This window comes from Chitinophaga filiformis, from assembly GCF_023100805.1.
GTDB lineage: Bacteria > Bacteroidota > Bacteroidia > Chitinophagales > Chitinophagaceae > Chitinophaga > Chitinophaga filiformis_B.
This window is the reverse complement of the sequence record NZ_CP095855.1, coordinates 3,758,483-3,773,267: the sequence shown is the minus strand read 5'-3', so window position 1 is coordinate 3,773,267 and position 14,785 is coordinate 3,758,483. Positions and strand designations below refer to the sequence as shown.

The window sequence follows — 14,785 nt, the reverse complement described above, 5'->3', positions numbered from 1 at the left end:
GTGCTTTATGAATATCCTTTTTTATTACGAAGAATTGTATAATACGACTACTGAAAGATTGAAAGAACTTGCCGGTATCTCTATACAACACAAGAATAACCTGCTGAAACAAATGAGGGAACATACCCCTTCTTTCCTGACTACCAGTACTGCTGATATTGACCTGCTGGCGAAGAAAGTAGTTGCTTCCCTGGGTGCAGTTTTATGTCCCGAAGCAGCCGCTGAATATGCTGGTGTTAGTAAATTAACTGAAATGGATATGACTGAAGGGGCTGAATAAATTACAGCCTCTCCAGTTGCCGTTTATAATCATGCTGTAGGTCCTCGTGCTGTAGTGAAATAGACTTCTCTATCTTTTTCACCTGCTGCAGATAAAGTTTGGTCAGCGCTACGCTCTCTCCTACTTTAATACCTGCTTTTTTAATCTTCATACAATAATATAGCAGCAACTCCACCTCGGCCTGTTTAGAGCCGGTGTATTTGATATGCTTGTTCGTAGCGCGAAGTATCTTCCTCAGGTGTTTTTTTATAAAATAAATATTCTGCCTGGGAGATTCGGCAAAGGCCTCGTCCATCTCCTCTTTTACTGCTTCAATGTATGCCTGGAGATCGTGTGATTCGAATAAGAGGTAGTTGAGCAGTTCCTTGTTCTCTTTTTTGAACTTTGCCAGACGCAGGCATAATTCCACCAGCTGGGCTGGTGGGACTTCCTGTAATTCCTTCTTTAACTCGGCAACGGTAGCGGCTTTCATAACTATTCGGTGTAGAAATCAATCAAAGCGCCGAAGTAAGCGTTATTCCATCCTTCGATGATATCGTCGTACGCTTCGTCAGGGATGTTTGTATGCCTTAGCTCCACATCTGTGCCTTTTTTATTCGGATGCAGGATGATCGTAACGATAGACGCCTCTTCCTGCTCCCCGAAGTACCATTCCTGGACGATCTTCTTGTCTTCTTCAAATTCGAGGTTCATACCAACAATGCTGTCTTCCCACAGGGAGAATTCAGTGCCAGGCTCAGTGGACATCTCGGCGGGTTCGCCGCTCCAGAGCTGGATCGTGCTTGGATTGGTGAGCGCTTTATATAGGTCTTCCGGCGGAGCCGGGATGATGAAATGCTTTTTGTAATCTTTCATGTGCGTATTTAGGGGGCAAAGCTAGGGAAATATTTGGAGCCGGAACAACCCATTTTACATTTTGTATTTGGCTGGTCCTTAATCCTTATCGTGTAAATACAGTTTAAATCCCGGTACTAGTTCTCGCATTTCTATTCTGTATTTATCCAAATATATACTTCCGTATATATCATGAAGCGTATCAGGGAAATTCCCTGCCTTCCAATCACCATAGTTTTCCACAATTGTATAGTACATACATTTTTTATCGTACCTAAAGGTTATTTCATGAGCGAAATCGTAAAACTCTACATGTTGTTTAAAAGACGTCAGTGCATCCATTAACTTCTCGCTTATATTGACGTCAGTTATGTCCGAACTGTAAACGTACTGATAGCTAATAACCGAGTCATTCAACGGTGTTTCTACGAAGAACAGCCGATACCGATCATGGTGTTTTCCGAAAATAAAAGTTCTGACTGTATCTGAAATTTTTGCAATGATTCTTACTGTACTGTCGCTGGACAACTGATCGTTCTCTGGATGATTTTGAAAGAGAAAGACCGCACTGTTTTTGTAAATTACCGTATCTGAAAGAAGTTGCCGGGAGTTATCTTTAAAATTCACCTTCACAATGTTTCCGGCGGAATAGGTTACGCATATCTGTAAAGTAGGGTCAATTGCCGCGATAGGCTCCATACGATGAAAGTTAAATCCATTGAACTTTCTGATCCCTTCGTAAGGCCTGCATGCAGTGAAAGATGAGAATATAACAGGGATAATAAATATTATGTAACGTTTGATCATTTTTGCAATTAAGCGTATAGAATACAGCCGCAACACTGGCAGCTAGTCGTTTCGTGATGAAACTACTCTTGCAAGTCCCGGTTTGTATACCTACGAGCAACTGCATATATGTAATAATTCAGGAGTGGCTTAGCTTTGCTCAAGTTTCCAGTTATGCGGAAGAAGTTCTTTGATTCGGTTTACAGGATGGCTGGCTATTCTACTGAGCACATTCTGTAACCATTCTACTGGGTCAACCTTATGCATTTTACAAGTCCCAAGCAAGCTATATAGCATTGCGGATCTCCTCGCGGCTTCGTGTGAGCCCGCAAACAGGTGATTTTTTCGACCCAGTGCTATAGGTCTTATGGAGTTTTCAATCGGGTTGTTATCTGGCAACAGATGTCCTGTTTGAGCATATGCGCATAGTTTATCCCATCTTTTTATGCTATAAGCTAGTGCTTGTCCAATTGGGCTCTTAGGAAGAACTTGTGGATACTGTTTAATCATCCATATCCCTAATTCTGTGAGGATAGGAACAGCCTTTTCAAAACGGTTAGATTTCCGATCTGCTATATCATATGCCTGAGCATTGCATTCCCGCTCTATTTCATAGAGTAGCTGTATTTGCTGAAGAACATGCTCTGCACGGCTGCGATCATGCTCAAGCGCATCCACAAAATATCTCCGTGCGTGAGCCATGCAATGGATGAGATTTATGCCACTGCTTTCGGCAATCGCATCGTAGACCTGGTAACCATCCGTCTGGATTGTACCTTTAAATTTTTGTAACATTTGCGTGGGGCCATATTTATTGCGCCCCTCCTGGTAATCGAAGACGACCAGCTTGTTTATACTGTCCTGATAGGCCCAAAAGAAGCCTCGATGAGTTTTTCCTTTCTTATCCTTGTCCAGCACTGGCATGGGACTCTCGTCGCACTGTATGTAGTCAGCATTAAGTACCTGATCGACGAGAGATCCATAAAGAGGCGTTATCAGGTTAGCTGCAGCACCAACCCAATCTGTCAACGTCGAGTACGGAAGTTTTACCCCGGAACGCTCAAAACGTTGCATTTGACGATGCAGCGGCAGGTGATCAACAAATTTATCGATGATCATTTGTGCTAACAACCCCGGTCCTGCAATGCATTTCGGCAATGGCATGTCTGGCAATGGTGCTGTTATTATCTGGGAGGAGTCCGCTGCATTAGATTCCGGTGCCAGGTACTTGGGTCGGATGTATCGTTTAACATATAGTTCTGCGGCCTTGTATTCCAAAACCTCTGTTTCCAGTTGTCCAATCCTCTTGCTTCCTTGTGGAAGATCTATCGGGTCAATGATAATTTCCTCTCTGCGTAAGTGATCGGGTAGTTTATTTCTCCCTGGGTGCGCAACCGGTTCTGTATTGATTTTGTTGCGGGTGTAGGAGATTCTCTGGGCGCTTACAACACTGCTGGTGAGTATTTGATCAGCTTTTATATCCAGTGATAGTTGCTGTACTGATGCCTCTGTGGAAACAAACTTCTCGTGACGGCTCCCAAAGATCATTTTCTTCAATACTGCCAGCTCATGCTTTAACTGGCTGATGGTTTGTTCAGCCTGTTCATAACGTTCCTTATAATCAATGTTGGGGTGTTGCATCGCGAGATGCAATGTTAGCCAATCATTCTGTAAATATTGTTAGCGCGATGTTAACGTGCTGGCATTTTTTTGATTATATCGTTTTCGATAGTGTACCTTTTCCAGACTAATCCCCTGCAAGATCAATATCAGCTGGCTATAGCTAATCACCACATGTGTTTGATCATGCAGGAATGGTGGTAATTCAAACGTACCTTCCTCCAATCTTTTATGAAAGATGGCAAAGCCGTCGCCCTGCCAAACGAGTAATTTCAGCTGGTTACGATTATTGTTCAGGAAAATAAATACAGCCAGCGACAACGGGTCCACCTTCATCTGCTCTCTGGCGATAGATGCCAGGCTATAAAAGCTCTTGTTGATGTTAATAGGCGATCTGTAAAGAAAATACCTGCATTCTGGGTTTAAAGCAATCATCTTTATGCGGATAATAGTTCTTTTAGGAAAGACACCGGAACAGTATGGTTAAGTATGAGTTTCCTATTATCAGGCAACAAGTATTCAGCAAAAGGAATTACCGGGTTCGTTCTTTCTGGAATCAGGGCAACAAAAGAACCAGGCTGATTTACTTTTGATTTTCTCTTACGCCCCATATCGAACTGCTTTATCCAGTTTTTCAACGCATTTACAGATATATGCTTTTGTTCACAGAATACCTTCATCTTCAGGTTACTTTGCTGCCATTCAGAAAGTAATCGCTTCTTTTCAGTGACAGACATACGCACCGTTGCTGTATCTCTTGGTTGTGATAAATCTTGGCTCATAGTGAGCGCAAACTAGTCACTTCTGATGATTAGGAGAAGATGCTGTTGCTCGTGGGGATACCCCGGTTTCATTAAACATTATCTGCGCTGATAATACCCTTATGTCGTCAACTCCTAGAACGCGAACTGGGAGCATTTGTCTACCTTCTTTGAGTTCCCCGAAGGCCATCCGAAAGATCATCTATACAACCAGCCTGATTCAGAATGTCAAATTGGGGTATCCGAAAGTATACAAAGGCGAGATCCATTCTACCCAACGACCAGGCTGTCAAAAAGGTCGTGTATTTACGCCTGATGAAGGCTCGACCATGCCTCAAAGAGACTGGCCCAATACGCTTTTACAGTTTATTAATATTTTGGGTCAAGGCAGACGCGATCTTCAAATCTAAGAGTGATAGTTTACACAGTTAAATTAACATTCTCATCAATAGGTAATTAGTTTATGTGTAATATTACTCATTATCTGCTTTTACACGCTTTATATAAATCCTATACCTCTATACCTCCAAAGTTCTTGGACACCAAAAACATCTTTTGTGTCAGGATAGTATATTATATATCATAAGCAAAGGCAACGTATTATTAACGTTGCCTTTATAATTTTTATTTATTCTTTATCAATATCACCGAGTTATCTGCTGCCCTATATTTGTAGTGTCACTAGATCAGTTTTAACCATTGAGAAATACTTCGTATTCCATATAACAAAATTACCAATACAACTAAAACCACAGCTCTCATAACAATAGACCTACGATCAATCATCTTCACCCTAAATCCAAAACCCTTATATCCCCGTATTTTTTCATTTGGTTGAAAAACCCTGTCTTTACTCGAAAAAAAACTACTTACCACAAATTTTCTTTTTTCTTCGTCAATTACATAAAAGTATTTCCTCTTTAAATTAAACACTCCCCCTAATATAAATCCTGACCTTTCTTTATGGGAAGGTATTATCTGGATGACTGTGAAATATTGCTTTTTTCCGATAAGTATACTAACAAAATAACTCATCTGAAAAAAGATTCCAAAAAACATCAAAATATTAATCAGATTTACCACCCAATTATTGGTATGAATTTTAATAAATCCACTGTTTGATGCAACAAAGCTAAATAGCAAAAACCATACTACTACTCTAAAGTCTCTTTTTAGTACTTTCATTTACTCCTCATTAAAATATTCATTAACAATATTTGGCCATTTAAGCCGAAAGCGATAGCCGCCATTCACTTCCACTTTAACCCCAGTCTTTGGGATTCCTAACAAGGGGACACCATCGCCTCCAGTTTCAGCTACCCCTCTTGCGCCTATAAATAAGTCCCTGAAGTTAGTGGCGGCATCGGCTTGGATCTTCCATTCTCCTACGGGTATAGTCATCTCTCCAACAGGTACCAAAATCGGCCCTTTTGCTATCGGGTACAACGCTCGATAGCCTGGAACATAGTCCCCACCTAATGCTCCTTCAAGTGGCATAATTCTAAAATCCGCTCCTGCAAATTTCCCATTCACATATCCGGATGTAAAATCTATCAGTTTATACTCAGGTTCTTTTCTATCACTTCTCCATTTGATCTGTCCTCCAAACAGCGGCACTACAAATTTGACAGGAAGCCCAGCACGTTCGATACTTACTTCCTTCTTTACAACCGTTCCAACATAGCCTTCAACAGACTTAACGGGATTCCAGTCCGACAAAAAATCCTTTATTCTCCGACCAATGCCCCCAAAATAACGACCTTCACTATGAATTTTAGAAGTAACTTCCACAGAATAACCTCCGGCCGCCTCCTTTCTTGATGAGCTTTTAGTTTCACCAAATACCCAATCCTTCTGGTCCTTTCGGTAATATACATCTCCCGCATCTAAGCCGGCGCGCCTCGCACGATCCCTCATCCTTTCCGCACTTCTTTTAGATCCATATAAACCGAAAGGATCTGAGTAAAGATTCGGGTTATTGTGAAAAGTAGAGTAACGAGATTCAAAGTAAATATTTACCGGATCAAGATTCCATCTCCTGCCTATTCTGCTATCATATTCCCAGAACTGCGCTGTATAATTGCTTGTTCCTACTTCCGTAGATTTTTCTTGCCCATTAAACCCATACCTATAACGCCCCAAACTCCACTTCCTATCCGGCTGCAACATCCCAAAAGGATAGTAATCCTGTGCACTCAATACCTCCGCCTCATAATGATCTACTGAATTTCCAATCACTGAATCCACCACTTTATCAGAGATAGTCGCCAGCACATTGCCCAGATGATTAGTCAGCTCATACTGCTTCCTTCCTTTTTTCAACCAGTTCGTATCGCTTGGAGCGGCCGTTTCGACTGTTACATCAATATCAGATGTCCAGATACCCAGACGGCTGCTACCATACAAATGCTGCTCTTTCCAATACGTCTGGCTCTCACTATCCTTCTTGCCATATACCGCCAGCACATTACCTTGCGCATCACGCACATACCAGGTCTTCTCGCCTACAGTTCCGGTCGTGTATTTCTTATATACACGATTACCTGCCGGGTCGTATGCGTATTCCAAAGAACTACCATCGGTTTTACCGATCTGTCTGATCTTTCCGTACAGGGTCCATCTGACAGAGTCGATTTTACCCTGTTTATCGGAAAGCAAGTTACCGATGTTATCATAAAGATAATTATTTGCAGGCTGAGTTTTCAAATCTTCCGTGTAGGAAGCATCGGACGCGTTATCCACTACCTGCGACAGCTTATTATTCAACAAGTTACCAGCAGCATCACGGGAATAAACATAACTCAGCTGGTCCATGGCCAGGCCTTTGCCATTGCTACCATTGCGCAAATAACTGAGAATGTTCCCGTTAGCATCATAAGTGATTGCTTCCTTAAACTGCTCACCGGCAGTTGCCGCACTCCAATCAGTTGCTCCGACTGATAATGAATGCTGACGCATTCCTTTGAGGCGGCTTAACTGATCATACCGATAACTATATCCCACCGGTGCTTGTTCTGCTACCCGCTTCAGTGCCAGCGTACTACGGCTGATGTTTCCGTTAAAGAGGTCTCTACCTGCTTCTGTAGGCACACCTACCGTCCATTTCAATGGGAAAGCCTTCGCCTGATCACTTATTGCATTATAATCTCCTTTGAAATACTCCAGGGAATACCCATAAGCATCCCGGGCAATATTGCTGCGCCACGTGCTCTTCACACCATCTCTTCCAATCTCGTCCTGCGGTGACAGATAATTGCCATTCACTCCTTTCAGCCAACCTTGCAACGTATATGCATAGTCAATACCCTGTACAAGTTGTTCATTACCAAGTTCAGTCCTGGCTAACGGACCGTGCAGATAGTACCGGTAAGCGGCATCTGTATGAGGTGTTTCGATCACCCATCCGTTTGAAGAAACCGTGTTCACACCTGTGTAGGCCTTTGTGAGGCGATTCTCAGCGTCATACTCATAACCATACAGGAACTGATCTGGGTTCCCGGACTGGTATCTCACTTTGTTGACCTTTCCGCTCACCAGATCATACTGATAGTCAATCTGTTTGGTATTCAGGCCTGCCATCTGCTGCCAGAGTGTCTTCACATTACCTATCTGGTCATAAGTATAATACGTAGCCTGCTCAGGAATTCCATTCGCATCTTCTCCGTAAGTCACTGCGCTTACCCTTTTCCGCAGATTATCCTGCGCATTTGCGATAATGTCAGCTGTCTGTGGTTTAGGAGCATCATAATAAGTCCTGGTCACCTGCTGTTTCGGATTCGCTCCAAACAGAGCCAGCGCGTCAGTAGAAAGGAACGGCGCAGTAAGGGGAAGAGACGCCTGTGTTTCACCCACTTCCTTAATACGCCCCTGTCCGTCATAATTAGTATAACTGTAACGGGAACTCAAACCTCCGCCCAGCGGACTAAGTTGCTCAGCGTTCTGTGACGCCACCATTCTGCCCAGCATATCATACCAGAAACGACTGACGCCTGCATCAGGTGTTTTCTGCGCTTCAATTCCATTCAGGGACTGATATGCATAAGAAGTCATCAATGTGTGCTTAGGGTAAACAGGTACATACTGTGTTTCTGTGGTCCCCCCATCCACTGTCCAATAACTTCCGGCGGCGGGGATACCAAAACGCGTCCAGAAAAGTTTAGCGCTATCCAAGGCCGTAGCATAAGAGGGGCTAAAGCCCATACAGGCATCGTCAGCGTTTGCTGATATTTCTTTTGCACTCAGTTTACGATTGAAAAAGCGGACCTGCTTTAACAGGGTAAGATTCTTCGGGTAAGTAATCCCGGCACTACCTGAGCGTATCTCCCACGGACAAGCGCCCGTAGGCTCCACAGTTACACGTGGACAGGATTTACCATTTACATATATATCCCGGCCGTTTTTCTTCAGCCCATCCCCCTGAATCACTACATGTGTCCATGGTGTCAAAGGCAAAATACCTGTCAGGTCAGCAGTTGTATGTGCCGATAATACGACGTCAGCTTCACCTCCTGCCAGAGGAGTAACGGTGTACACGTCAAAATTCAGGTACTTTCCACTGATACACAGGTTAAAGATATACTTGTTCCCGCTGGTTGTTGCTACCACCTGGCCTCCTGACCTGCTCTGATTGAACATCCACATTTCCAGCGATGCGTCCCCGCTCCGATCAAAGACGGTTGTGAACTGCTGCAAAGCTGTAGCTTCAGGAGTATTTGTAGTCGGACCACTATAAGTACAAACGGCGCTTCCTATTCTGCGTACAGCAGCAATCTGTGCAAACAGGGAATCATCCAGGGGATGTACACCTTCCGGGGGAACTGTTCTAACTAAATTTCCCGCCTGATCATAATAATAGAGTGTATAATGGTATATCTGTTGCGGGGAAGTCAGCGATACCTTCGGCTTATTAGCGCTGCAATAAGCAATATACTCAGCCCGGAAAAGACGTTTTACCTCCTCAATATATTCCTTGTACGCTACATGACCAGCTGTAACCGCATCATCAATTCCCTGCATCATACATTCGTAATTGTCCTGTTTAACGCTGGCATACACAGGATGATTACATAATAACAGTGAAAGAGACGGATTCTTCGCTAATGTATCCCCATATTCCTTATATTCTGCATAAGACAAAGTAAAACCAAAGCGGCTATTGAGCGAATTAGCAAACATCCGCTCATAGTTAGGATGATCCACGATCAGGCTATCACCCATGACAGCAACAAATGCTACTACGGCATCGGTATACTCGCTTGCAGTGATGCAACCCTTCGCTCCTTTTTCCATAAAAACAGGCAACTTCACTGGCCGCTGAAGCAGGTAACGGCAATTTGTACATCCTTTCTGCAGGAACTGCAACTCCTCTTTTGATATATTCATGGCCGCTCCATACTTCTTCGTCAGATATACATAGAATGAGTCCCCTGTCTGAGCAGCATTGTATTCAGCAGTCAATGTTGCGAGACGATCACATATCGCACCATCAGTAGCATTAAGAACCCTTTCAACAGCCTGGGGCTGGACATCATACGGATAAGGTGCATCTATCAGATACGGATTATAATCCATATTGTAAGAAATACCCAAAACGCCTTTCAGTACATCTGCGAAAGACCTGTAACCTTCTGCAGTAGCAGCCCTGCCAGCAGGGATCGTACTTGCTCCATTCATATGCTCTGCGTCTCCTCCCAACTTGCAAACCTCAATCAATTTAGCCCGCACGATACTTTTCTTACCCACATATTTAAGACTGTCCAGAAGCCCTGATAAATTCCCCATCCATACGTCTGCCTGTGCCTCACAGTTCTGGTTGATCATCGCTACCATCGCATCATTCACAACACCCTTCAACGCAGTTGTATCCGTGGTAATCGGTGACGTCGTGTAGTTGATATTGGTTATACGAGAAGTCTTATATGCATATGCCTGATTACAGCCATTCCCGGTATGCTGAGAGGCATCATAACAGGTATCAATTTTAAGTACCCAGTTATTAATTTGCCCAAACGCCTCAATTACAAATGCATGGCGGTCATAATCATGATCTATGTACATCGGCTGCGCAGTTTCCCAATCAACAGGGTCCCATGATACCAATGCCCGAATGGCTGCGCCTACAGGAGGAATGTGCCCCCTGTATGTGTATGATACCTTAGACTTCGTACCGTCATAGGCATAGGTAAGCCGCTCAAATTTGTCCTCCCTCGCGTCAACAGCACAACTAAACACCGTATCGCCCACTGCTGTACCACAATTAACGGCAGCTATGCGTAATGCACTTAAAGGAATTGCCTTATTGACGCAAAATCCCGTACTTGTCACACCTGCAGGTATCGATACCTGAGATGATCCGATGATCAGATTCCTGTATTCATCCGGATAATAAATATTAAGCGTCATTGATTTTGTTAAGGCCTGGCCCAGATATGTCACCCGGGCTATATAACCTGCCGAACAGGGATTCGCATCCTTCTCCAATATGAATTTGAAAACATCCGGACAATCAGTTACCAGATAAGCCTGCGCCGCCCCCACAGTACATTTATCACCACAATACGCGGACGTATTTCTCGCTAACTGATAATATTTATCCTTCAGCTCCAGGTACTTTTCTCTATACAGGGCCCATTCCCTGTCAGGAATACGACACTCTTCCTTAGGCGCACAACCTGACCAGTTATCGGCTTCTCTGACAGCGTTATTGTTCGCATTTGTAGTTCCCGTGTAATCGGCGCAATAAAGCATGTAGTCAACGAACTTAGACAAGCTTCCCACAGGCGTACCATCCTTTTTGGCGCCGGCAACATTCTTCGAATAATTTGTCAGATCGTCAATGAATGCAGCCATAAAATCATGTCCCTTCCCTCCGTCTGAAAAGAATGGGTCATGATCTACTAACCAACGAATACTATCGCGGTTATAAACTGCGCCCTTTGCATTTGCAGGTATTTCTGCAACCGTTTTAGCCAGTGTACGTACCTGTTCATCCCATTGCAGGTAGCTGGCATTGTCCCAGCAGAATTTTAACGCACAATATTCGGGGTGGTATTGAACAAAATTAGTAGCCCAATCACTTTTCCAATACTTCGCTAACAATTGCAATGTGAATGCACTATCATAAGGCGAGGTAAGAGTTCCATCTTCAAGTTCAAACTGCTCCTGGATATAACGTAGAGAATCTTTTGGCAGCGGCTTAAACACCTGCCTCCAGTTAAGGTTCAACACATTAATGGTGGGCTCTACCGCCTTCAATGAATCATCGAAGAGCGCGTACTGCCCGCCGGGGCTCACATCTCTCTTCATCACATTCTCCAGGTCCGTACAAGGAGTAGATGTCCTGCAGGTAGCTCTCAGTTCCGCACACTGACTGGACAAGGATGCATATAAATTATTAATCCATGTGGCAAGTGTCGTATCATTGGCTGGCACCTTAACACTATCGGCCAATAAGCGCTCCCTTATGCGCTGACTAAAGTCTGTCAACTCACCCAAAGACTCTTTACAGGTGGCGCAATCGTTAAAACAGGATAGGAAATCCTTATTGAATAATACATCACTGACAAATGTCCATTCCTTCTTCAGATTGCTGTTCTTCGCAACATAATTACGTGCATATGAATTAACCGCAGCTTCGGGTATACCTAACTCAAAAGTGATAAAGTATTCCCCGACATCCATACCAATAGTATCAACCCGTGTAGAATAAAACACCTCTTCATCGCAGCTGGCCACCATACTTCCAATTTTCATCGGGGTAGCATTTTGAAACACTACATTTCCACAATTATCAGAGATAAGGATATTCCCTTCATAATAACAATTACTGCAAATGCTCACATTATTTTCAGCGTATTTACTGATAAGCTGCTGTATATCTAATGTAAGCGTTACCTTCCCGGCAACAGCACTCATGTATGTAGCGGTGGCCGAGATCTTCATCTTCGAGGGATCGAACGAAAATTCGCGGTTCATTACAACCGTAGTCGTCTGAACGGCAGCCGGTTTGGAGGATAGCGAATCAAGATTACCTGGAGTATCCCCTGTCAGGGCAGTAGCAATCGTCTTACCAGTAGCATCCTGGTAACTAACACTTATCTGGCCATTCCCGTCAATTGTCATATTCTTCAGGTAATGACTGGCATACCCCACATCATTTCCAAATAACCTGTCCAGTTCCCACTGCTCGGGCTTACCATAGAAATACCGCGTTGCCTTGCTGACATTTGCAGGTCCTGGCTGGAACAATTTACCGACGCCACCCTGCACACTCACACGACCTGTATTATCCCCCGTGTATCTTGTTACTGCTAAAGGATAACCTTCTGCATCAGGAATATATCTATTCTCAGGCCTGGTGGTATCATCCTTAAACTCATTCAGCGGTGAATAATACCTCGCAGCACCTTTCTGATTTGACAAAGGCGCCGGTATATTTATGCATTTACCGCCGATGCCGTAGATGTCCCTAAAATTATACTTACCGGTGTCGGAAAGATGCATTTCGGGGTAATACTTCAATACAGATGCAGATGTAGGCGCCGGAAGTATACTCGCTAACGGACGTCCAAACTCATCATATATTGTTTCCTGTACTACCGCCGTTTTATCACTGTTATTGACAGTAACTGTCTGTCTGTTCCGCAAGGTGCCGTCGAAATAGCTAACTACTTCCTTCTTTTTGCCGTCTTCCGCATATACTGCGTTGTATTGCCAGTTGAGGTTATCCTGATGCCAGGAATTATCCGCTAAATCTATAACTCCCGGTTTAGTTATGCCATTCTCCCGGATCTGATAGTGCCAGGATCCTTCCTGGCGGAAATCATTATCCTGGTATTGTACCAGTCGTATGCGGATTAACAGAAATCTCGAATTATGCACCAGGGAAATATCAAATTGTTCTTTCTGCACAGTAGCGCGACTGGCATTATTCCGGAACATCTTCTTCAGGACGTCTTCAGTGACGTTGGTCGACAAACTATCCAGCTTCCGCCCATTATATGATTCCTCATCAATAAACGTCCATTCTACATCATACTCCTCCGCCCCTGTGATCGTGTTCCAGGAAAGCGATACGGCATGCGGTTCTACAGGGGCTCCTTCCGATCCGGTTGATTGCTGCCGGGTTATCACGGGAATTAACCCCGTATTCTGGTCTATATCATAAGAACGCTCTACTACCACCTGGGTCCTGAGACTGAAAGCGGCCGGAAGCGGTGCTCCCAGCTCGGCACTCGTTATGTCATTTACCGTAATCCTTACCTTATAACCATACTGAAAGCGATGAGAGGTTGCATCCTGGTATGCGACACCTGCTGCCGGATCAAAGCTGATCGCCAGCTTTACATGATCATCGACACTAGGTTCTACCTGATCAGGGCCTGACCAGTATTCTACTTTCAGATCTATCTCACACTTAAAAGCTTTAGGCAGGACAACTGCCGGATCACGATACAGCCCAAAGATGATAATATTATTTACTGACTTATTATGGATCTTCTGCCAATCAAATGCACTATTGAGAAACTTTTCATCCTTCAGTAGCAGTGTATCTCCCTTTTTTATCGCACCCTGTAACTGGTTCTGGTAAGTCTCAATAGCATTGAAGGCCCTTGCCTGCGACATTCCGCAAAGCAAGCAGGCGATCATGATCACCTTTAGCATTAATATTCTGGCGTAAACAGCTCTCATATTCATTTTCAACATTGAGGTCAACATTAGTCTTTAATCAATTCATACCCCTTCAATCGTCCGGCAGGCGACAGCTTTCCGCCATGCATTGTTACATAACGTTCCATCCGTAAAAGATCCTGCCGCACTACTCCCGGCTCAAAACTGCGGACAGTCACCTTTAATAATCTGTCTTTTGACATATCCTCCATCGCCATCGGATTAGTTATACGCATCAGCGAACGGCGAATAACACCCGCGCTGTCGAAGGACACGTGATATTCGCGGCAGCTGGCATGCCTGTTATTCACCAGCGAAATCTGCGTAAGGGGACCATCTGCCGTACGTGTCACATTGTATGTTTCTCTTGACAAAAACGTTGCATCCATCTCGGCAGATGTTCTCAGCGGATTCACGACCTCTTTGGGCTCAGATACAAATATCTTCTTCATATCATGCGCTACAACAATGTAGGCATCCGTCAACGATACCATTTCATTGTCACCAAACTGATAATAACCCTGGTTCCCCTGCCGGGTATAACAAAATTCACCCGCAATATTATTAGCCTTTTCACCCAGATCCTGTGCATCCATTGTTCCTGCGACAGTTATATACGTAACAGTATCCATTGCATGCAACAGCTTTGTCAGCTCACTGATGATAGCTTTCTGTTTTTCGTCATTCTCCCTGATCACAATCCTCTTTTCCTTTTTTGGAGGCCTGGGACCAAACCAATTCCGGAAACCGGGGATAGTTGCAAACGCGCCTGAGGCAATCAGCAACACGGCAACTGGTATAAGGATCTTTATATATTTAGCACTTAATTTCATGG

At 44.0% G+C, this 14,785-nt stretch carries 10 protein-coding genes; 1 reads left to right on the top strand and 9 read right to left on the bottom strand.

Annotated elements, in window-relative coordinates:
* The first annotated feature begins 7 nt into the window (after positions 1–7).
* Positions 8–280 (top strand): hypothetical protein, encoded by a 273-nt coding sequence (locus tag MYF79_RS15135; protein ID WP_199656052.1) that lies wholly within the window; start codon positions 8–10, stop codon positions 278–280.
* Position 281: 1 nt separating this feature from the next.
* On the opposite strand, the gene MYF79_RS15130 is transcribed toward MYF79_RS15135, so the two are convergent.
* From MYF79_RS15130 to MYF79_RS15090, 9 genes are all read right to left on the bottom strand, one after another.
* Positions 282–752, bottom strand: coding sequence for a hypothetical protein (locus tag MYF79_RS15130; protein ID WP_247814808.1), 471 nt, complete (start codon positions 750–752; stop codon positions 282–284).
* 2 nt (positions 753–754) lie between these two features.
* Positions 755–1,135 (bottom strand): SRPBCC domain-containing protein, encoded by a 381-nt coding sequence (locus tag MYF79_RS15125; protein WP_247814807.1) that lies wholly within the window; start codon positions 1,133–1,135, stop codon positions 755–757.
* Positions 1,136–1,213: 78 nt separating this feature from the next.
* Positions 1,214–1,813: a hypothetical protein gene (locus MYF79_RS15120; protein ID WP_247814806.1), complete on the bottom strand. Its 600-nt coding sequence runs from the start codon at positions 1,811–1,813 to the stop codon at positions 1,214–1,216.
* A 237-nt stretch (positions 1,814–2,050) separates the two neighbouring features.
* Positions 2,051–3,541, bottom strand: a complete 1,491-nt coding sequence (gene tnpC / locus MYF79_RS15115) for an IS66 family transposase (protein WP_247814805.1) — start codon at positions 3,539–3,541, stop codon at positions 2,051–2,053.
* A 39-nt stretch (positions 3,542–3,580) separates the two neighbouring features.
* Positions 3,581–3,955, bottom strand: a complete 375-nt coding sequence (tnpB, locus tag MYF79_RS15110) for an IS66 family insertion sequence element accessory protein TnpB (RefSeq protein WP_247814804.1) — start codon at positions 3,953–3,955, stop codon at positions 3,581–3,583.
* Between the two features lie 2 nt (positions 3,956–3,957).
* Positions 3,958–4,302 (bottom strand): IS66 family insertion sequence element accessory protein TnpA, encoded by a 345-nt coding sequence (gene tnpA / locus MYF79_RS15105; protein WP_247814803.1) that lies wholly within the window; start codon positions 4,300–4,302, stop codon positions 3,958–3,960.
* 660 nt (positions 4,303–4,962) lie between these two features.
* Positions 4,963–5,466: a hypothetical protein gene (locus tag MYF79_RS15100; protein ID WP_247814802.1), complete on the bottom strand. Its 504-nt coding sequence runs from the start codon at positions 5,464–5,466 to the stop codon at positions 4,963–4,965.
* Positions 5,467–13,971 carry a LamG-like jellyroll fold domain-containing protein gene (locus MYF79_RS15095; RefSeq protein WP_247814801.1) on the bottom strand — a complete coding sequence of 2,835 codons (8,505 nt, stop codon included), beginning with the start codon at positions 13,969–13,971 and terminating at the stop codon, positions 5,467–5,469.
* Between the two features lie 26 nt (positions 13,972–13,997).
* The gene (locus tag MYF79_RS15090; protein ID WP_247814800.1) at positions 13,998–14,783 is read right to left on the bottom strand and encodes a hypothetical protein; all 786 of its coding nucleotides are present in this window, start codon (positions 14,781–14,783) and stop codon (positions 13,998–14,000) included.
* Between the last annotated feature and the right edge of the window lie 2 nt (positions 14,784–14,785).